Source organism: Methanobrevibacter ruminantium M1 (genome assembly GCF_000024185.1).
Classification (GTDB): Archaea; Methanobacteriota; Methanobacteria; order Methanobacteriales; family Methanobacteriaceae; genus Methanobrevibacter; species Methanobrevibacter ruminantium.
In genome coordinates this window covers 2,406,112-2,428,162 of sequence record NC_013790.1, presented here as the reverse complement: position 1 = coordinate 2,428,162, position 22,051 = coordinate 2,406,112, and the positions used below count along the sequence as shown (strand labels likewise).

Here is a 22,051-nt window from a genome sequence, read left to right as displayed (position 1 = left end):
CTTTAAAGTAAATAGCTTAACTTTAAAATCATTTTAACGTTCAATTTCGCCTTTGATAAATGCCTCTACTTTTGCAGCAGCTTCATCATCTGTAAATTGTTCAGGTGGATGTTTCATAACATAGGAAGAGATAGAAGTTAGCTGTCCACCAATTCCTCTTTCCAAACCTAATTTACAGCAGCGAATAGCATCAATAACACATCCTGCAGAGTTTGGTGAGTCTTCCACACTTAATCTTAACTCAATTTCCATAGGAACGTCACCAAAGGTTCTGCCTTCCATTCTTAAGAAACATACCTTATTGTCCTTTTGCCATGGCACATAATCGCTTGGGCCGATATGGATGTCATGAGGGTCCATTCTTTCAGCAAGGACCGCTTGAACAGCTTCAGTTTTAGATTCCTTTTTAGAGTCTAAACGTTTACGGTTAAGCATGTTCATGAAATCGGTATTTCCTCCGGTGTTTATCTGATAAGTATGATCTAATTTAACTCCTCTTTCTTTAAAGAGATTGCTTAATGTTCTATGAGTAATGGTTGCACCGATTTGTGCTTTAATATCATCACCTACAATAGGAATTCCTTTTTCTCTAAATTTAGCATCCCATTCTGGGTCACTTACAATAAATACTGGCATACAATTGATATAAGCAATATTTGCATCCAATGCACATTGAGCATAGAATCTGGCAGCTTCCTCTGAACCTACTGGCAGGTAACTGAGCAAGATTTCTGCACCGCTTTCCTTTAAGACTTCAACAACGTCAACTGGTTCTTCATCTGCCACTACAAAGGTATAATCCTCTTCAAAGTCAGCCATATGTTCGCTTACACCATCAAGGACAGGTCCCATGCAAACTTTAACATCACTTTTAGGAATTTCCTCTTGGAATACAGTGGTGCAGTTTGGCTTTGCAAAGATGGCTTCATCAATGGTTTTTCCCACTTTTCGTTTGTCAATGTCAAAAGCAGCTACCACTTCAATGTCTGTTGGGTCCCATTCTCCTATTTTCCAATGCATAAGTCCAATTGCATCTTCAGGGTTTTTATCTTTATAATAGTAAATCCCTTGTATAAGAGAGCTTGCACAGTTTCCGATTCCTACAATCGCAATTTTAATTTTACTCATAGTTTCACCAGTATTCTTGAATTAATAGATTAATATGATTTTAATAATTTATTAAAATATTTTTTTAAGTATTAATTTTTTTTTAATTAAATATATTCATTTAATTTTTATCAAATGCTTGGAATTTTCTGAAACTTTTTAAATAAAAATTAAATAGAATATAATCAAATAGTATATTATACATTTATGTATTGATATTTATTTTAATAAGTATATAATCATTGTTATGTTTGTATTTATATTCTATTTTGATTTATATAAATTTTTTTAAAAAGAGGTATTAAATTTTAAGTATTTTTTAATTTATATATTTGGTGGTTTGATGAAGAAAGTTATTCTAATAGCATTTTATTTTAATCAGGTAAATGAAATAGCTTCTAAGCGTTTAAGGGCTTTAGCTAAATATTTGCCTCAATTTGGCTGGGAAGTTGTTGTAATAGTTCCAGATTTAGGTTATGAACCTTCCTCAAATGCAGATTTAAGCTCTAGAATAATAACTACTGAATATGAAGACATGTTTTCCCATATATTTACTAAGTTTAAGCCTGGAGATAAAAGCAAGCTTAATGATAAATCAGATAATCATTCCACCTCAGACAGTCAAAAGCTAAAGGATTCCTCTTCTGTTTCTAATCCAATTGCCTCAAAGGCAATCTCTATAGCTGGAGAAGTCTTTGCATATCCTGATGGAATGAAGTATTGGTATGGTCCTGCTTATGAAGCAGCTTCCAAGATAGTTGAAGAAGAAAAGATAGATGCCATAATTAGCTCCTCTTGGCCGATTACATGCCATACAATAGCAAAGGACATCAGCGATAAATATAATATTCCTTGGATAGCTGATTTAAGGGACTTATGGAATATGGATCCTTATATTTCACACACTTTTATTAGGGATTATTTTGAAAAAAGATTAGAATTGAAGACATTTGAAAATACGGATGTATTGACAACTACAACAGATTTGGCTGCTAAAACATTAGCAACATTGCATCCCAATAATCGTATAGTGCCTATTTTATCTGGTTACGATGAAGATGACTTTAAGTTTTTAGAGAGTGTTTTAGAGGAAAATAATGATTCTGATTCTAGTGAAGATTCTGTTTCTGCTGGGGATTCTAATTCTAGTGAAGGTTCTGTTTCTGCCGAGAATTCTAATTCTAGTGAAGATTCTATCACTACAGTTGATTCAACTGATAGAAAACTTAAACTTATCTATGCAGGTTCCTTATATGGTGGGAAAAGAGATCCAACATTATTATTTAAGGCCATTCGCCAATTAGAAGACGAATCTAAATTGGATAGTTCAAATATTTCCATAGAGTTCTATGGAGATAGCGGCAATCTGGAAGAGATTGCTCGTGAATATTCTCTGCTTGATATTATCAAAATCGGTGGCAGGATCTCCCACGAAGAGGTTTTAAAAAAGCAATTAGACAGTGATGTTCTTTTACTCATATCATGGAATAATGAAAAGGAGAAAATGTTTATTCCAGGTAAGATCTATGAGTATTTTGCTTTGCAAAAGCCAGTTCTATCAATAGGGTATAAGGAAGGATCCCTTAAGGACTTGATAGAGGATACCAATGTAGGATATCATGTCTCAGATTTAGAATCTACAAAAAAGGTTATTTTAGATATTTATAATGAATTTATAAGCCTTGGCAAGGTGGAATTTAAAATCAGAAATTAATATAGATGACTATTCCATGGAAAAAATGGCATCTAAATTTGCTGATTTATTAAATGACATTGCTTAAATCTTGTTTTATTAAATCAATCATGATTTTCGTTTTTCAAATATTTTGACTAATGGAGAATATTAATTCTTTTTATAGATATCTTTAATTAATTTAAATATCAAAGTATTATTATAATAAACATTAAACAAATTAACTATCAGTGATTTTATAAAATAAATCAATTATTAGTGTTTTATGATTCAAATAAACTACGAGTGATTAAATGAACCCATATTTAGAAATTATTAGGCCGGGAAATGCAGTTATGGCAGCCATATCGGTTGTCTTAATGATGATTGTAGGCCATTATTACGACTTGCCAATCATTCTTTGTGCAGTTATCGTCTTTGTTTGCACTGGCGCTGGAAATACAATCAATGATGTATTCGATTATAAGATAGATGAAATCAATAAGCCAAACAGACCAATACCTTCAGGAAGAATCAGTCTGAAGAATGCAAGAAACTATTCCTACCTTCTTTTTGCAATCGGAATCATCCTAAGCTTTGTGATTGATTATATGATCAATTCCATATGGCCTTCTGTAATTGTCGTTCCAGCAGTTGTAATCATGTATCTTTATGCAAGAAACCTTAAGGCAATGCCTTTGATTGGAAACATCACAGTTGCAACCTTAACAGGGTTCTGCTTTGTAATTGCAGGAACTGTAATAGCTTGTGCTACCTCCTCTTTAAGGATATTGTTTATTTCAATTTATTTGGGATTGTTTGCACTATTTATGACTTTGGCACGTGAGATTGTAAAGGATATGGAAGATATTGAAGGTGACAAGCTAGAGGGAGCAAGAACATTTCCTATATTATATGGGAAAAAGATTCCTTCCATCGTTTCAATCATTCTAATCGTTGTAACCACTTTGATGTGTCCGGTTCTTTATATATTTGGAATCTTTAATGTTTTCTATATGATTGTGATGATAGTTCCAATATGCATGTTCCTATACTGCGCTTATAGTTTGAAGCTTAATCCCCCAGAGGAAGTTTGTGCAAAGGTCTCTAAGAATCTAAAGATAGCTATGCTAATAAGCTTTGTTGCTTTTGTTTTAGGTTCATTTGATTGGTTTAGCATTTTTGCTGCTCTTTAATTCTTCATAGGGCAGTTTGATAATTAATTATTCATCTTCACTCATTTAGTTTTAGAATTATAGTTTTTTTCACTCATTTAGTTTTAGAATTATAGTTTTATTTTTACTCTTTACAGGTTAAATTATGATGTTTTCTAATATTTCCAAGGATTTAAATATTGAAAGAAAGGATTATTTATGCCTATTCCTTTTATTGGTCTATAGCGCAATAATAACTGTCCTTTTAATCAATTTCAATGAAAGTATTGGAATATATTGTTCAGATGTCTATATCTATCTTTATAATTCCCTTGTATTTGCCCGAATGGGCTATAACAACACTTATCTATATCTCTCTCCTTTGGATTTTGGTCTTGTGGAACTTCATTTTTTATTTAGACTCGGTTTTGTGAATGAAGTGTCCATTTATGCTGTTACTGGTGTATTTTCAATCTTTGGAAGCTTAGGAATTTATGTTTTGCTGAAAAGGTATTTCAATTCTCTTTTAAGCCTTGCCGGAGGAGTGCTTTTTACAAGCTTTTCATTGAATCTGCTTTGGTGGGCAAATGGAACTTTAGACTTGCCTGCTGTAGGATTGTCTGTTTGGGCGATTCTATTTTTAATCCTTGCAGTTGATGAGAGTCCAAAATATTATATCCTTTCATTTGTCTTTTTGGTCTTAAGCATCTTCACTCGCTACACCTGTCTCTTTCTGATTCCATTGTTTTTGCTCTATTACTTATCTAAACATGATTTGTTTGGCTTTTTAGATTCATTAATCTCCGATAGAAAAGAAGCCTTTTCAAGTCTAAGATCATTTTTAAAAACTGAAGAGTTCAGATATCTTATGATTGCATTGGTTCTGGCTTTGATTGTTGCTGTGCTTTTCATTTCAGTGATTTTATATTATGGGGCTGAACTTTCATTTCTAGAGCAGGGAAGCACATTCGCTTCAGGTTCAAAGGGAGCATTGGATGATTATGCACATACTACAGATACCTTATTCTACTTCCATGACTTTTTAAACTTTTTATTCTCCCAAAAGGTGATTTTCCAGGAGAATTTCATTCCAACCCTTACCGGCGCAAGCTATCTTGCTTATTTGATTCTATTTATATTGATAATTGGAATTTCACTGGGTATTTATAGATTTTTCAATAAGAACAAATCAGAGGATAAAAAGCAATTTGATAATGTTAATTCTTCAATTTCAAATCTTAAGGAATTTTCTTTTAAGACAAGCCATTTTAAAACACTTTTGTATATTGGATTGTTACTTTCATTGGCTATTGCCATTTTAGGATTCAAGATAAATTCAATAATCACAATTGCATTTCTATTGATAGGGCTGGTTATCATATTTTCCTTGCTAAAGTCTAAGGGTCTTGATAGAAAAGACTATTCTGTCCCTATTTTTATGATAGGATGGTTTTTAGTCTATTTCATATTCTTTACCTTTTTAAACATAAAGGTGAATAGGTATATAATTACAGTTTTCCCAGCATTCATCTATTTTGTAATTCTGGCTTTAAATGAAATTATTGGGCTTTTAGACGGCAAATCTTTAAAGATTGGTGACTTGAATTTGTCAAATATAATTCCAATAGTGTTGATTGTATTGTGCATGTTTTCTGCATTTTCATTTACAAGCACTTTTGAGGATAATTTAGACTTTAATGACTATAAGATAGTTGCAGATTATTTGATTGATTATGATGGGGATTATGCATCAAAGGACATTGCTGTATTTAAGCAAAGAACCTTTAATTGGTGGTTAAAGGATTCCACTATTGCTGTTACCACAGATCAGTTGGATTTCTTGGAATCAAGCAATATAACTTACTATATCTGTGATGAAGACTTAAAACTGGAGAACTATACAAAGATTTATAATTATAAAGACATATTCTTATATGAAAGAGTAAATAATTAGATTTAGAAAAGTTCTGACTAAACTTTAAATTGTTTTTATCAGTTTATTTTAATAATTTTTATTCATTTAGCATTATTTTAATTATTTAGCTTTATTTTAATTTTTTAGCTTTATTTTAATTATTTAACATTATTTTAATTATTTAACATTATTTTAATTTTATCGGTGAATTTATGAATATTTTACATGTGGCTCATTTCTTCTATCCATGTCTGTCTGCTGGAGGAGTAGTTAATGCAAGTTATCAAATTGCTTTAAATCAAGTAAAAGATAATAATGTGCATGTTTACACATCAGACTCCTGTAAGCAGCGATTGAAATTTGAAGATGGTCGTTATGATGTAGATGTGGATGGAATTAAAGTTGATTACTTTAGAAATCTGTCAAACAGATTTAAATTAGCTACCATGTTAGACACTCCACTTTCCGCTTATTTTAGAATTAGAAAGGATATAAAAAATCATGACATCATTCATATTCACGAACATAGGCAGACCTTAGCTATTTTAGTAAGCCATTATGCTCGAAAAAACAATATTCCATATATTGTTCAGGCCCATGGATCTGTACTTCCTTTCTTCCAAAAGGAAGGATTAAAAAACATTTTTGATAAGGCATTTGGATTTAAGATACTTCATAATGCATCTTGTGTATTTGCCCTTACTGAAGTGGAAAAGGAGCAATACATTAAAATGGGAGTCTCTGAAGACAAGATTGAAATAGTCCCTTTGGGAATAAATATTGAAGAGTATGAGAATTTGCCAGAACCTGGAAAGTTCCGTTCAAGGTTCAATATTGCTGATGGGGATAAGCTGATTCTGTTTGTTGGAAGAATCCATGAAATCAAAGGCCTTGATCTATTGATTGATGCCTTTAATCTTTTAATTAAGGATAGTTCTTCCCCTATAAAGTTAGCTATTGTAGGGCCAGATGATGGCTATTTGGACACTTTGAATGAAAGGATAGCAGAGAATAATCTGGAATCTCAAGTAATTATTACAGGACCTTTGTATAAAAGAGAAAAGCATGAAGCTTTAGTGGACTGTGACTTGTTTGTAATGCCTTCAAAATATGAATCCTTTACAACAAGTGGGCTTGAGGCAATGGCTTGTGGCAAGCCATTGGTTTTAACCAAAAACAATCATATTCATGATTGGGTTGATGGAAATGTAGGCATTTCCTGTGATGATGATGAAATTTCTCTAAAGGAAGCTATGAAAAAACTTTTATTTGATGATGATTTATCAGAAACATTTAGTTCAAATGGTAAAAAATTAATTAAAGAAAAATACAATTGGGATATGATTAATGAACAGATTTTAAGTATTTATAATAGATTTATCTAATTTTAATTAAAGATTATAATTTTTTCATTTTTTCATTTTTTTTCATATTAATTTATTCTATTTTTCCTAAACTGTTTTAATTTTCAGTATTTTTTAATAATTTTTATCATATAATTTTAGAATTTTAATATTTTATCAAAAAAATATTGATTTTTTGATTAAATAAATCCATAACCTTTAAATCTAATAACTTACTTATATTATAATAGTATTGATTTAATAGACAATTTTTTAAATTTTTTTAAAAAATTTCATAGATTTTTAAGTGGGAATAGCATGAAGGTTGTAGTATGTGAGAACTGTGGTGCAAAATATCAATTAAATGATGATGATGATATTAATGCATTTGAATGTTCCAATTGTTCTGGAAGTTTAAAAGAACTTGAAAGCTTTTCAGATGAAGAGATTCCTAAACAATCTGATGAATCATCTGGATCTGATTCAGTTCTTGTTTATTGTATAAATTGTGGTTTAAAATTCCAGATTGAAAAAGATGACAATATCAATGATTTTGAATGTGCAAGCTGTGGAGGTCCTTTAGATTATCTTTCCAATAAATCTGAAGAATCTCAAGAGTCTCAAATCTCTCAAGACTCTCAAGGTTCTGATAGTTATTATGAAACTGTTTCTTATGTTCAATCTGATGACATCATTCCTATTCATGCCGACCCTAATTATTCTGATTCTGATGACATCATTCCTATTCATGCAGAATCCGATTCCCAAACCCCATATTACGAAGAACTTATAGAATCTGATGAAATTTATGCAAATCAATACGAAGATGATGATCAATACTATGTAAGCGAATATGAGAAAGTTCTTCAATCTGATGCTGATTCCTACTATGAAGACGAATATGACGATCAATACTACCAAACAGACCTTCAAGAAGAAGGCTCAGGTCAAATCAGCTTAGATGAGCTTTATTATACTTCAGAATATCCTGCTTATGATGGAACTGATGAAATTATTCCTATTCATGCTGAAAAAAGATATATGGAAGATTCACAGGATTCAGGATTTGCATATGGTCCTAATGGAAAATACGCTGAAGACTACTTAGAGGAAGAGTATATTGAAGAGGAGTATGTTGATTCTGTCGAAGAGGAATCTCCTTATGTAGAGGTTATAGACATACCAGAGGATGAGTTGCCAGAAACTCCTGTTGTTTTAACAAGGCAAGTCCTATCTGAAGAGGATCAAAGGCTATTTGACAGGGTTCAAAACCAAATGGTATTTGACAGCCCTGAAGAATATGAGGCATTTAAGGCAGCCAGATACAAATATTATGTAGGATTATTGGATATCCTTAAGGAGGAATATCTCCTTTCAATGGAAAATGAATTCAAGTCTGGCCGTTCAGTTAAAAACCTAATCAAAAAAGGCGGAGAGACAGTTAAGCAAAGCAATTTATATGCTGACGATTCTGATTCATTGGTCTCACCTGAAACTGTGGAATTGATGAAATCAAATCGCAAATATGAGCCTAAAAAGTCCAATGCTGATGTTATAATCATAGCAGGATTTTTTATAGTTATAGTTTCCCTTGCTTACTATTTCTTTGTAAGCCAAATAATGTATGTTCTCATTGCATTTGCATTAGGTTTGGTTATTTTGGCCTATGGCGCTTATAAGAAATATGTCTTCAATGAATATATTGCAAGAGGCAGAATCATCCGTGAAAGGTTGCTTGCCCTTCCAAATGATTTCTATGTATTCTATGCAGTTCAGCCACCACAATCAAAGGACATTATAAATCACGTTGTTGTTGGACCTACTGGAATATTTACAATTCTCTCTCAAAGATATGATTCAAAGGATTATAAGAATAAGCTTAAGTCTGACACTGAAACAGGAGATATGTTAAGCGAATCCGCTTCCATTCAAGACTATAGGCAAAAGAAGAATACTCTAGAGCTTCAGACTGATTATGATGACAATCAATCAAGATTCCAATTTGGTAATGAAGAGATTCATTTCACTCAAAACAGCCAAATCAAACGTAAGGCATTGGAATTAAATGAAGACTTGGCTATTTTCCTTGATAAGAAAGGATTCAATGGAATCTATATTGAGCCATTGATCGGTTTTGTAAATGATGATTTGGCCATATTGAATGTAATTCTAACCAATGAGGACCTTTTCATTGATGAGCTATTCAATAAGGTAATTCGTGGAAGAAAAAGATTGGATGAGCTTACAGTTGCTAAAATAGCAAGGCTACTTTCTTATTATTCTGCAAACTGTGATGTATATTAATTTGAAGTTCTATTCAAATTAAACTTTTTTTATATTTTTATTATCAATTTTTCTTTTCTATTTTTTGTAATTATATGATTTCAAAGGTGTTTAAGATATTAAATGCATAGAAAAGTTTATTTAATTATTTTTAACATTATTAATGCATAAAAAGGACTTATTTATATGATTTCAAAGATTTTTAACATTAAACAAAGCATTAAAAGGGCTTATTATACATATAGGGTAAAGAGAGTGTCAAAGTCCTGTGGAGATAATCTCACTGTAAACAATTACTCCTATGTCACTCCAAAGACAAGTCTGGCAGATAATGTTAATTTCAATGGCATGAAGATACAAGGAACTGCCAATGTAAGCATAGGAAGCAATTTCCACTCTGGAATCGACTGTATGATAATCACAGACAGCCATAACTATGAGGGGGAAGCGATTCCTTATGATGAGACTGTCATTTCAAAGGATGTTGTTATTGAAGATAATGTATGGATTGGAAATCGTGTAATAATTCTTCCAGGAGTCTGTATTGGTGAAGGGGCTATAATTCAGGCTGGAAGCGTTGTGGTAAAGGACATTCCTAAATGTGCAATTGCTGGAGGTCATCCGGCAAAGGTATTTTCTTCTAGAGATAAGGAGCATTATGAAAAATTAAAAGAAGAAGGTAAGTTTCATTAATGCTTTTTAAGCGAATATATTTGATTTTTTATACTTTTGCTTTTTCTATTCTTATATAATTTTTTTTATTCATTCACTTATTTTACTAATTCTTTAAATATGAGTTGTTATTCTAATTCTATGATGGTTTATTTTACTAAATCTTTAAATATACCTATTTCTTTTCTTGTAACTGCCTTTAAAACAAATATAATTGCAAAATAAACCACAACTCCCACTAATATAGCCACTAAAACATTAACTATTCCACTTGGATTCATCATATAAACCACTGCACCCATAATCGCTGATGCAATAAGTATTTTTACAAGTTCCTTTCTATTGAAAGGCAATCTCATTGTCTTTCTGCTTGCAATGGCAGTCACTCCAAATGCTAGCATATAACAGAGAAGTGTGGCTATTGCCGCTCCAATTATATTTAGATAAGGCACAAGAATCAGATTTAAAACAATGTTGGATATGGCTACAATTATCCATAATTTACCAAGGATCATTGTGTTTTTCTCTAGTATAAGTATATTATTGGTTATTCCATACATTCCCATGAATATTGCACCTAGACAGACAAATGGAGTTACCATATAACCTCCAAGAGCAATCTCTGGGGTTGTTATTATGTAAAGCAATGGCTTAGAGAGTACGCTCATCCCTACAGCTGCTGGCACAGTGAGAAGAAGATAGTATTTCATTGAATAGCTGAGATATTTGTCTACCTCTGCCATATCTCCCTTTTCATAATGCTCTGGAAGAATCGTTGGAAGAAGAACTGCAAATGGAGATAGGAACATTAGCAATATGCTTCCTAAGGCATATCCTGGTGAATAGCATCCCACTGCCACTGACCCTAAAAGGATTCCAATAACATATTTGTCGCTTGAATCAACTACCCAGCTTGAAACATTGCTTGGAATGGTTGGAAGGGCAAAGGCAAGCTGTTCCTTTAGGTTTGACCATTTTCCAAAGCTGAATCCAAGATGCCTTACAATGAGAAATGCCATCATGATGAATACTGCTGCATAGCCTGTTAAAAGACCGAGAACAACTGTTTCTATATTGTATCCTGCATATGTAAGGTAGATGCTTACAAAAACCCCTATATAGCTTTGAAGAACAAGGAATAGGGAATATCTTTTCATTTCCTGGAAGGTTCTAAAGTAGGTTATGAGCATTAGGTTCATGCATGCAAAGAAGGATATTGCAGTTGTGATGTACAATACCTGCATGCTTCCATTAAAGAGCGCATCTGCAATAGGGTGTCCAAATATTAAAAACAATAGGCAGATGATCACTGTTGATATGAATGTCAGGCTTATCATTGGATAGAAGGAATCTCTTATTTTTTCCTTATCCTTTTCAGCAGACAGGAATCGTACCATGGTGTATGGAAGACCTAGGTTGGCTATGTTTGGAACAAGTGCGATGGTAGTGTTTACTTGAGCCCACATTCCGTATTCGGCTGTAGTAAAGGATTTTGTAATGATTGGAATAAAGATTAGGCTACTAAGAGATATTAGGATGTTTGTAATCCCGACTAGACCTATTCTTTGTATAAATCGCACGTATTCACTCATATCAACCACATGTCTTTTTTGATAATTGTTAATCTGTAATTATGATTTTTTATAGTATTTCACTATAGTGATTTTTTTTATTTTTTTTATTTATTTTGAATTCATATTTCTTATAATATTTCATCAAATATGCTTTCGTCGAAGTTTTTAAAGAAATAATCCTTATCATATTCCTTTAAATCTAAATTATCTTCATCTTCAATAAAATTAATCAGCTCTTCACTTGATTTAACCTTTTTTACAATATTCTTGTCAATCAAGTCATCTAAATATTCCACTCCTGGAACGTCTATGATGAATGTTTTGCAGTTAAATGCAAGCCCTTCGTAGATTGCTGTTGAAAAGGCCCCTATTTGATAGTTGCTTTTTGCAAATAGCTCATATAAAGGAGGCTCGCTTTTATCAATGACTTTAAAGTTATCAAATTCATTTGCTTTATTTAAATATTCGTAATTCTCTCTCCAAGTTCCATATTCTCCTGGATGTAATTTGTAAATGAATGTATAATTATTATTTTCTAAATCAGATTCATTATTTTCACTATTCTCTAAATCATTTTTCTTATTTTTTTCATTTAGTTCTTTAGCCAGTTCATAAGCCAATTCAGAAAGGTATTTTCCAATAACTCCTTGTGAAATGAATAGAATTTGCTTTTTGTTTTTATCCTCATCTGCCATCTTCATAAAAGTTTTAGAGTTGTCTTCAAAGTATGGAAATCCCATTGAGATTATCTTATCGGATTCTATAGGGAAGCTTGAAGAATTTTGCCAGTAGTCACCAAAACTTAGTATTTTATCAGGGAAATATTCAATTTCCTTGATTGTATTGTTCATCAGCATTGTATTTTTTGGGTAACTATATCCTAAATGGTATGGACTTATGGTTCCATGCTGTAATTCAATAATTTCTATATTCTTTTTCTTGCATGCTGCAACTAATGCCTTGTTTTCATAGGCTACAACCAGATAGACTTGCTTTGGCTTTCTCTTTTCAAGAAGCTCTATATATTTTTTATAATCATATTGGAAATTAAGTATGTGATCTTCAATAATATTGAATAGATTTATTTCTATTTTGAATGCAGACTCTAATTCTCTTTTTATTGTTTCGATAAAGTCTTTTTCTTCATCTGTAAATGGCAATTTTCCTCTATTTTTGGTTTTGTTTATAAAAGAGCCTAAAAGGATTCGGTCATTGTATTTGACATTATTTTCTTTCTTATTTGCACTGCTTCTGAAATGATTGTTTAGATATGGGGATTCTATTGTTTCAAAGCTTTTATTGTTTTTTATTAGAATGTCCTTTAGAAAATAGCTATAGATGTCTTGGTATTCCCCATTTAATATGACTTTTCTTGGATGGTCGAATATTAAAACATCTTTGGTATCCTTTCCGCTTAAGGGGTTTGAAAGAATGCTGTTTTTTATAAAAGGAAGGAATGTATTTACTTTATCCGCTAGGGAAAGACTGGACTGTTGAGCTGACTCAAAGACATTTGTCTTTCTGGTTATTTCGTAGTAGAGATACATTCTGATTAATTGCCATGGATAGCAGCCTTGAATCTCTTTGTGGTTCAGTTCATATTTCTCTTCAAGAGACCAGATATGTTGGCATATTTCCTTTACTGTAAAAGTCATGTTTTAGGTCCTTAAATTAAAAGTTTAGTCATTGGATAAATTTTCTAAAAGTTTTTTAGATAAATTATTGTTCTAAAATTTATAATTATTATTCTAAAGGTTTTTTTAAATCAATTATTATTCTAAAAAGTCATATTGAATCAGTTCATCTTCTGGAATGGTTATTTTGGCTTTTTTGCCAACTACATTATCTATTTCACTTGGAGAAATGCCAGTTCCAGGCCTTTTATATGTAAGCATATCCTCTGTGATTATTGTGCCTTCACCGATTTCTTCCTTTGCAATTATTGAGCGTCTGGCCTGTTTTCTTGATTCTCCTTCACATGGGAGAGGTATCTTATCATATTGGCCGTTAATTGTTTTTATCAGTTCTATGTTTTTGTTGAACTTTCTAATGTCATCTGGGTCCATTCCATGATAGTGGTCGTTTCCTTGAAGTGTCTTATCTAATGTGTAGTGCTTTTCAAGGATAGTGGCGCCATAAAGATAGGCTGTTGTAAGAATGAGCATATTCTCATCTGGCTTTGTATGATCTGAATATCCTATTTCATAATTTGGATAAAGGTCCTTAAGGTTTTTAATCATAAGAAGGTTTGCATCTTCATTTGCTGTTGGATAGGAGAGCACACAGTGCATGATTCCGATTCCAGCTTCTCCTTTTTTGTATTTGTCGTTAGCGTTTTCTATTGTTTCTATAGCTAGTTTTACTTCATCAAGGGTTGATGCTCCGGTGGATATGATTATGTCCTTTCCTTTATTGGCTATCTTTTTTATGAATGGGATGTTTGTAAGGTCTGAGGATGATATTTTATAAACGTCCATGAAGTCGTCTAGATAGTCTATTGAATCAAAATCAAAAGGTGTTGATAGGAATAGGATTCCGATTTCTTTGCAGTAGTCTGCGATTTCCCTATATTCTGCCTCTCCAAAGGAGTCGAACTTCTTGAATAGTTCGTATTGTGATTGGGTAGGCTCTTCGTTTGTGTCCCAATATGCTGGAGAATTCTTGGATGCTATGGTGTTTGCCTTATATGATTGGAATTTAACTGCATTGCATCCTGCGTCATGAGCCTCCTTAACCATTAGTTTAGCTGCATCCATATTGGATATATTTTCCTTCTTTGCAATGTCGTAGTAGTTTACGCCTATTTCGGCTATTAGGAATGGTTCTTCATTGAATATGGTCATTTTTTCACCTTTTAATCTTTGATAATATGTAATTTTGTTTTTTTGTTCTAATTTTAATGCTTATATGGTTTTTTTATTAATTTTATTCTTTTATTCGGATTTCAAAGGCACATCACTTTTTAATTAATTTTTTAAAAGTTTTAGTTTTATCCGAATCCTGGGACGAAGTATTTGCTGTTTCCAACAGGTACTGAACCGTCTCCTTTTCTTTCTATCTTGCTGTTTGCAAGTGCCTTATCAAATATTAGCTTCAATAAGTCTGCACCATTATGCCTTAGGAATCTGTAAAGCTCTGAATCGTAGTCTGGATTTGCCTTTTCAATGTTTTTTAGAACATCCTTTTCAATTTCAAGGCATCTTCCATAAATCAGATATTTGTCAATTATTTCTGCGTCTTGGCTGTATAAGGACTTATCTGATTTTAAAGAGCTTTTGAATTCTTTCCATTCATTGCTTATTTCATTTCCCTTAAAGGTAAACTCTCCATCCTTGATGAGGTCTTTATAGTTTTCCAATGAGTATTTGGTTTCCCTTTCAAGGGATTTGGAATAATCTTTGAAGTATTTTGCAAATTTGATTGCTATATCCTGCTTTAGGATCTTATCATACATGGATTTTAAGTCAAATTCATGGTTTTTGTTGATGTCCTTAAACATCTTCAAGATGATTTGGTCTCTTTTATCCAGTTTTTTCATCTCTTTTGAATTGATTGTAAATTTGATGTTTTTCATGAGTTCCAATTCTTTTTCCAATTGGCCTTTTGTCTTAAGAAGAGGGTTCTTGCTGATTTTGATTGATTCGATTTCCTCATTGAATGTGATTTTTATTCTGTTTTTGTCGATTAGGTCAAGACAGCTGATTGCAAGGCTGTTTGTGTTTATTTCTTTTGATTTGAAGAGTTTGCTTTGGAATAGTAGATTTACTAAAGGATATACGTCATTGCTTGGTATAATCTCTTCAATATTTGTAATGTCTTTTGATTCCATTTTAATTTCTCCCTTAGGCTTGATGGATATTATTCTACTTTGCACTTAATAGATTATTATTTTTATTTGTTTAACTGTTCTGCTTTCCAATTTTTATATTCCTTCTTTATCAGTTTTCTAATATTATCAAATCCATGCTTTAAGTCTACGTTTCCCATTCTTTTATTCATCTCTATTCTAAGTTCATAATCGTTGATTGTGTTTTCAAGTGTTCTGATTAGGTCTTCCTTGCTTACTCTGGATCCAAGACCTAAGTTAATGAATCCATGCTCTATGTTTCCAAAGATATGGCTTAATTCTCTTTCATTTTGACAGAGGCATATGCAAGGAACTCCAAGGGATGCTATTTCATACATGGTTCTTCCAGCTGAAGTGAATATCAGGTCTGCATTATGCATATGTTCGCTCATGTTCTTAACGTTTTCATAGATGCTGATTCTTTCGTTGTCTTTATATTTTTCTTGGATTTCCTCTTTTTTGCTGTATCCCAATCCTAGGATTATTTCAATCTCGTTTTGGTATTTGCTCTCCAGTATTGCTTCCAGCGTTTTTTCTGTAAGGTTGTTTGGATCGGTTCCTCCAAATGTAAGAAGGATTCTATTAACCTCCTTGTCTATTTTCTTAAATGATTGGTAATAGAATTCATCTTTCAGGATATAATATCTGTGTCCTGAATAAAGGTTTTTAAGAGGTATCTTATGTTCATATAGTGCATCAAATACTAAATGGGCGTATTTGACTCCTCCGCCAACGTCTTCAAAGTTTACTATGAAAAATCCATTATCCCTAAGGGTCTTTGTGTATTTTGAATTGGTGTTTAGTATGTCATTTATGATAATGTCTGGGTCGTATTCCACTATCTTTTCTATAATCTCTTCCTTAGCTTTTTCATCTGCCTCTTTACCCTTTCCTTTATTGGAATTATGGGTTATGAATGGATAGTTGTTGTTTTTAACTATTTCAATTCCTAATTCCTGAGCCTCATCAAGAAGGAAAATCACTTCGTGGTTTACAAGCTTTGAAGCTATTGAGAGGCCTCTGTAAATATGGCCGGTTCCTATTTCGTGGGAGGCATCTGCCTTTATTAGGATTTTCTTCTTGTTTAGGATTCTTTCAGCTACCCACCAGTCCTCATAGTTGTCAATGTCTATGCTTTCCTGTTTGGATACTTCAATAAGACCTATATTTTCTCCAAGACGGCTATCTTCCTTTACAAATTCTCTTCTTGTTGCAAATATGCTTCCGGTTTCCTTATATGCCTTTGGAAGATATTGTCGGTTTACCCTTTCCTTATATAATGGGAAATACTTTTTTTCTTTCTCATCATAGCCCCAGCTTAAGTGCCTGTCGTCTACAACACTTATGATTGTGTCATAATCTTTGTTTTCATTGTCGGGGTTTAATAGTTTTTCAATAGCTAAATCTAAGGTTTTTGTCTTAAGCAATGGGGAAGTAGGCTGTACGGTAATTACAACATCATATTTTTCATTGCTTTTTCCTTCCTTTTGAATTGCGGCATCGTAGATTACCGGATCAAGTGGGATAGAGTCTTCAGCTAGCTTTCCATCCCTTTTGATTGTTTCTGCTCCGAATTTTTCGCTGATGAACTTGATTTCCTCATCGTCAGTTGTCACAACTAGCTCATCCACATATTTGGATGCCTTTCCCATTTCTATTGTGTGTGCAATGAGAGGCTTTTTACCTAAAAAACGTATGTTTTTACGCGGAATTCCTTTGGATCCTCCTCTTGCAGGAATTACAACTAATATTTTATTATCTTTATACATTTTAAAACCTTTAGCTATTGTTTTTTATTTTTTCTTATTTTTATGAATTTTATAAAATTCTAATTAATTTAAAAAATATTATTAATTAAGACAAACTAATTATATTATATTATTAATTAATATTAAATTTTATTAAATAAACTAATTAAGTTTTAATGATTATTGCTGATTATAGTTTTTTATAATGGCTTCGAATGAATTAATTAGTTGATTAATTTTTTAAATTGAATAATTTTATATAGTATAATTCGATAAAAATTCTTTTGATTTTTAAATTAATAATTATTCTATAATGTTTTGTGAAATAAAAAAAGAATGGTGTTATGATGGCTAGTATGAAAGAGATGGCTGATGCTATACTAAAAAGAATTAATGATTTAGCTGTTCCTGTAAAGATTATGCATGTTTGTGGTTCTCATGAGCATACAATCATGGAACATGGGATTAGATCCTTGCTTCCTCCGGAAATTGAGATTGTTGCAGGGCCGGGATGTCCGGTTTGTGTGGTTCCTTCAAGGGAAATCGACGAATGTCTGCAACTCGTAGAAAAAGGGGTTACTGTAACCACCTTTGGAGACATGTTAAGAGTTCCAGGTTCTAATGGCTCTCTTGCAGAGGCTAAAGCTGAAGGTGCAGATGTAAGGGTTGTCTACGGTATTCCAAATGCTGTGGAAATCGCTGAAAAGATTGATAATGATGTTGTATTCATGTCTGCAGGATTTGAAACAACAGCTCCTGCAACCGCTTCCGAGCTCTTGAAAAAGCCTCCTGAAAACTTTTCAATCATTTCATGCCATAGGCTGATCCCTCCTGCTCTTGACTTCTTGATCAATTCAGGAGAGACCAATCTAAACGCTCTCATTCAGCCAGGACATGTCTGCACCATTCTTGGGACAGAGCCATTTGAAAAATTCTCTACTGAATATGGAATTCCTCAAGCGGTGGCTGGATTTAATCCTTTGGATATATTAATGTCTGTTTATATGATATTAAGACAAATCGATAGAGGAGAGCCTAGAATAGACAATGAGTATAAGAGAGCAGTTAGAACTGAAGGAAATGTCATTGGAAAAGAGATGATGGATGAGGTCTTCCATGTTGAAAGCAGGGAATGGAGAGGATTTCCTAAAATCCCTGATTCTGTTTTGGAAGTAAATGATGAGTTTTCCCAGTGGAATGCAAGGGAAAAGTATGATATTGAAGTAAAGGACGTTACTGAAGCTCCTAAAGGCTGCATCTGCGGACCTATTCTTAGAGGGCTTGCAAAACCTTACTGACTTGTAAGGCTTGTTTTAGAAAGGGCATGTAATCCTATGCATCCGATTGGTGCATGTATGGTCAGCAAAGAGGGAACCTGTAATATTGCTCATAGGTACAGCAGGTAAATAAATTCTTAATTTAGTGATTTATGGTTAAAATAAATCGTTTTAAGTGGTTTATGGTTAAATAAAATCGTTTTAAGTGGTTTTTATGGTTAAAATAGAAGCAATAGCTGTTGATGTTGACGGAACAATTACGGATGGCAGAAGAAGAGTCTGCCATAGTGCATTGGATGCTCTTAGAAAGGCAGAGGATGCTGGAATTCCAGTGATTATTGCAACTGGAAACATTTCCCACTTTTCCTATGCTGTGGCAACCCTTGTAGGGACTACTGGAGGCCTTGTTTGTGAAAATGGGGGAGTTATCTATCATGATGGATATAATGACAATCGAGTGATCGTCTTAGGAGATATCTCTAAAGCTCAAAAGGCTTATGATTTTCTATTTGATAAGTTTGGAAAAGACATTCCATTTAGGATAGTGGAAGATTCCGATGCAAGGGTTTCAGAAATAACTTTCTATAAGAATATGAGTTCAGAGCCACTTAAGGAGATGTTGAAGGACTTTGATGTAGAGGTCTATGACAGCGGTTTTGCACTTCATCTTACCGATCCTGCGGTCGATAAGGGAACAGGGCTTGCAAAATTGGCTAATCTCGTTGGATATAATGTTGAGAATATTATGTGCATTGGAGATAGCGAAAATGATATTGATTTTCTCCTTGCAGGAGGATTTAAGGTTGCAGTGGCCAATGCATGTGATGAGCTAAAAGAGATTGCTGATTATGTTTGCGAGAATAAGTATGGTGATGGAGTGGCAGAGGCTATTGATAAGTTTGTTTTTAATCAGGAATAGCTTTTTAAAAGAGTTGAAAGGGTATTTTTTATATTTATCTTAATTATTATGTGATATTATGATTTATGAAATAGCAGAAGAGGCAAAAAGAGAAATATCAAAATATTCAGACACTTATGAAATTTATATTGACAGGACTGAATTATTGGAACTTGATTCTCAAAAGACTGAGCTTAATTTTGCAAAGGAAGATTTAAGCTTAGGAGTGGGGATTAGGATTATCAAGGATGGAGCAATAGGATTTGCATTCACATCTGATATGGATGAGATTGCAAAGACTTGTGAGAATGCTTATTTGAATTCAAAGCTCAATACAAAGGATGAATTTTATTCATTTGCAGAATATGAAAAACTCCCTGTTGTAAAAGGCACTTATGATAAAAGATTTAAGGATTTGGATTTGGATGAGCTTACAGGCTCACTTAAATCTGTCTTGAATTCTGTTGAGGATTATGGATGTCAGGTAAGCTCTGGAGGATTTTCCGCTGCTGAAGGTGAAACCTTAATAATAAATTCAAATGGTGTTGAAGCCTATGACAATTCTACAGGCTTTGCAATAGGAGTGTCAATCAATGCAGTTAAGGATGGTGAATTGACCACTGCTTATGATTCCGATTCATCCTGCCTTTATGATTTAGATGGTATGGCCTTGGTAGAGGATATTTGTAATCTTGCAATGGACTCCTTAGGTGGAGAAGACATTGAAACTTCAGATAGGGATGTTGTTTTAGATTATCATGCTGCCACTGGATTATTGTCTACCTTTTTAAGCGGATTCAATGCAGATAATGTTCAAAGGGGAAGATCCAGAATCGCTGATAAGATGGATGAGAAGATCATTACCGAAAACCTTTCCATTTATGATGATTCCACTATCGATGGTGGATTGAATTCCTCTCGCTGTGATGATGAGGGCACCGCTTCAAAGAGGACTTGTTTGGTTGAAGATGGGGTATTAAAAGGATTTTTATATGATATCTACACAGCAAATAAGGATGGAGTTAAAAGCAGTTCAAATGGATTTAGATCATCCTATTTGGGAACTCCTTCAGTTGGGGCTTCAAATCTATTGTTTGACTTTAAAAGCCATAGAAACTTAGATGACATTGATGATGCATTTTTAGTTACTGACGTTTTAGGAGCCCATACAGCCAATCCAATTACAGGAGACTTTTCAGTTGAGGCAAGCAATTCATTTTTAGTTTCAAATGGTGATAAGAAGCCTATTAAAAAAGCCATGATTTCTGGTAATATTTATGATCTTTTGGCTGATGCTGAAGCTGTTGGTACTGAGACTAAACAAAGAGGCTCTTTCATTATTCCTAAGATATTTTTACCTAATGTGAGAGTGGTTGGGAATAATTCAAATTAGGATTAGTCTTGTTTATAAAAATAGAATAAAATAGTTTTGTTTAAGGGGGCTTTGTTAATTAAAGCCTTTTAAAAACTAGTTTTTAAAATAAGTAAATGAGCCTTTTTATCTTAATGATTAAAAAGGCTTTTTTTTTTAAAAAAAAGAATTAAAGTAAATTAATTATTAAAAAAAGAATTAAGGTAAAATAATAATTATTTTAACATAGTTTTATACCTTAATTTTAATTTTCTATCCATTTCTCTTATTTTTCTATCGATTTTTTTATTATCGTTTTCTCTTGAAGCTTTGAACTTTTTATCCAACTCTTTTTCTTTTAATTCGATTTTTTTATTGTATTGTGAAGCTTTATCGTCGAAAGCCTTTTGGATAAAGTCTTCAAGTTCATCTTGAGATTTAAAATCTTCGAAGTTCTTTTCTATGATCTTATCTACTTTGCTGTTAAGTTCCTTTTCTAATTCTCTTTTGGATTTCTTTTTAGAACTTTTTTCTTCTTCTGCCATAATTTCAAACCTCTTTGGAATTGTTTTTAAATTAATCTAAATTTTTATCTTTTTTTGTTTTTTAGAATGAATAATATGCATCTTAATGGATTTTCATTCTTTTTTAAAATGGAGAATTACATCTTAATTACTGGCAATTGGATTTCAGTAATCATGTCTTCTTCATCTTCAACATCAAATTTGCTTTTAATGTAGACTTCCTTTGGAGAGCCGATAATGTCATATTTATTTTCGATAGAGTATTCTGCCATAATGTTATAGGTCTCTTGAATATTGTCAATGGAACCATAATGGAGTCCGGATAGGACTTTATGTTCGATGATTGTTACAATCCTTATCTCTTCAGTTTCATCAGGGTCTAATTCTGGATTGATTGGGATTCCAACATCATAAACGACTTCATCTTCCTTTGCAGTTCTTGGATTGTTGTAAAATATTGCAAATAAGTCTCCGACGGTTTCTATTTCTTCTAACTCAATCCATCCTGTTAATTTGGAAATTAAAATCTCCATATCTTTAAGATAGCCTTTATAATTCATTATAGCGACTTTCTGGTCTTCAATTGTCTTTTCTTGAATCTCCATTTTTACACCTTATCTAATAATATTTATTTATTTTAGATATTTTAAATTTTTTTAATCTGATTTTATAATTTATTATTTTGT

The 22,051-nt window shown here is 32.6% G+C and carries 16 protein-coding genes and 1 pseudogene; 9 read left to right on the top strand and 8 right to left on the bottom strand.

What is annotated here, in order from left to right; translation table 11 throughout:
- Window positions 1-33: 33 nt before the first annotated feature.
- Window positions 34-1,128: an inositol-3-phosphate synthase gene (locus MRU_RS09445; RefSeq protein WP_012956685.1), complete on the bottom strand. Its 1,095-nt coding sequence runs from the start codon at window positions 1,126-1,128 to the stop codon at window positions 34-36.
- 322 nt (window positions 1,129-1,450) lie between these two features.
- Here MRU_RS09445 and MRU_RS09440 point away from each other — a divergent pair, with 322 nt between their 5' ends.
- The 6 genes from MRU_RS09440 to MRU_RS09415 all read left to right on the top strand — a co-directional run bounded on the left by MRU_RS09440 (window position 1,451) and on the right by MRU_RS09415 (window position 10,167).
- Window positions 1,451-2,821: a hypothetical protein gene (locus tag MRU_RS09440; RefSeq protein WP_012956684.1), complete on the top strand. Its 1,371-nt coding sequence runs from the start codon at window positions 1,451-1,453 to the stop codon at window positions 2,819-2,821.
- A 272-nt stretch (window positions 2,822-3,093) separates the two neighbouring features.
- Window positions 3,094-3,975, top strand: a complete 882-nt coding sequence (locus tag MRU_RS09435; protein WP_012956683.1) for a UbiA family prenyltransferase — start codon at window positions 3,094-3,096, stop codon at window positions 3,973-3,975.
- 124 nt (window positions 3,976-4,099) lie between these two features.
- Window positions 4,100-5,887, top strand: a complete 1,788-nt coding sequence (locus MRU_RS09430; RefSeq protein ID WP_012956682.1) for a glycosyltransferase family 39 protein — start codon at window positions 4,100-4,102, stop codon at window positions 5,885-5,887.
- A 173-nt stretch (window positions 5,888-6,060) separates the two neighbouring features.
- Entirely contained in the window at window positions 6,061-7,233 is a 1,173-nt protein-coding gene (locus tag MRU_RS09425; RefSeq protein WP_012956681.1) for a glycosyltransferase, read from the top strand.
- Window positions 7,234-7,509: 276 nt separating this feature from the next.
- Window positions 7,510-9,495: a hypothetical protein gene (locus MRU_RS09420; RefSeq protein WP_012956680.1), complete on the top strand. Its 1,986-nt coding sequence runs from the start codon at window positions 7,510-7,512 to the stop codon at window positions 9,493-9,495.
- Between the two features lie 165 nt (window positions 9,496-9,660).
- The gene (locus MRU_RS09415; protein WP_012956679.1) at window positions 9,661-10,167 is read left to right on the top strand and encodes an acyltransferase; all 507 of its coding nucleotides are present in this window, start codon (window positions 9,661-9,663) and stop codon (window positions 10,165-10,167) included.
- A 128-nt stretch (window positions 10,168-10,295) separates the two neighbouring features.
- Here the strand turns inward: MRU_RS09415 and MRU_RS09410 are convergent, their stop codons facing one another.
- From MRU_RS09410 to pseG, 5 genes are all read right to left on the bottom strand, one after another.
- The gene (locus tag MRU_RS09410) at window positions 10,296-11,738 is read right to left on the bottom strand and encodes a flippase (protein WP_012956678.1); all 1,443 of its coding nucleotides are present in this window, start codon (window positions 11,736-11,738) and stop codon (window positions 10,296-10,298) included.
- Between the two features lie 110 nt (window positions 11,739-11,848).
- Window positions 11,849-13,375: a sialyltransferase gene (locus MRU_RS09405; RefSeq protein ID WP_012956677.1), complete on the bottom strand. Its 1,527-nt coding sequence runs from the start codon at window positions 13,373-13,375 to the stop codon at window positions 11,849-11,851.
- 117 nt (window positions 13,376-13,492) lie between these two features.
- Window positions 13,493-14,563, bottom strand: coding sequence for an N-acetylneuraminate synthase family protein (locus MRU_RS09400; RefSeq protein WP_012956676.1), 1,071 nt, complete (start codon window positions 14,561-14,563; stop codon window positions 13,493-13,495).
- A 146-nt stretch (window positions 14,564-14,709) separates the two neighbouring features.
- A complete protein-coding gene (locus tag MRU_RS09395) occupies window positions 14,710-15,549 on the bottom strand; it encodes a hypothetical protein (protein WP_012956675.1) in 840 nt (279 codons plus the stop codon).
- 62 nt (window positions 15,550-15,611) lie between these two features.
- A complete protein-coding gene (gene pseG / locus MRU_RS09390; protein WP_012956674.1) occupies window positions 15,612-17,336 on the bottom strand; it encodes a UDP-2,4-diacetamido-2,4,6-trideoxy-beta-L-altropyranose hydrolase in 1,725 nt (574 codons plus the stop codon).
- 323 nt (window positions 17,337-17,659) lie between these two features.
- Between pseG and hypD the strand changes: the two are divergent.
- From hypD to MRU_RS09375, 3 genes and pseudogenes are all read left to right on the top strand, one after another.
- A pseudogene (gene hypD / locus MRU_RS09385) lies at window positions 17,660-18,721 on the top strand (hydrogenase formation protein HypD).
- 85 nt (window positions 18,722-18,806) lie between these two features.
- A complete protein-coding gene (locus MRU_RS09380) occupies window positions 18,807-19,511 on the top strand; it encodes a phosphoglycolate phosphatase (RefSeq protein WP_012956672.1) in 705 nt (234 codons plus the stop codon).
- A 58-nt stretch (window positions 19,512-19,569) separates the two neighbouring features.
- Complete coding sequence (locus MRU_RS09375; protein WP_012956671.1) at window positions 19,570-20,883, top strand: TldD/PmbA family protein; 1,314 nt, start codon at window positions 19,570-19,572, stop codon at window positions 20,881-20,883.
- A gap of 194 nt (window positions 20,884-21,077) precedes the next feature.
- Here the strand turns inward: MRU_RS09375 and MRU_RS09370 are convergent, their stop codons facing one another.
- Complete coding sequence (locus MRU_RS09370) at window positions 21,078-21,386, bottom strand: hypothetical protein (protein ID WP_012956670.1); 309 nt, start codon at window positions 21,384-21,386, stop codon at window positions 21,078-21,080.
- Window positions 21,387-21,502: 116 nt separating this feature from the next.
- Entirely contained in the window at window positions 21,503-21,970 is a 468-nt protein-coding gene (locus tag MRU_RS09365) for a GyrI-like domain-containing protein (protein WP_012956669.1), read from the bottom strand.
- Window positions 21,971-22,051 lie beyond the last annotated feature (81 nt).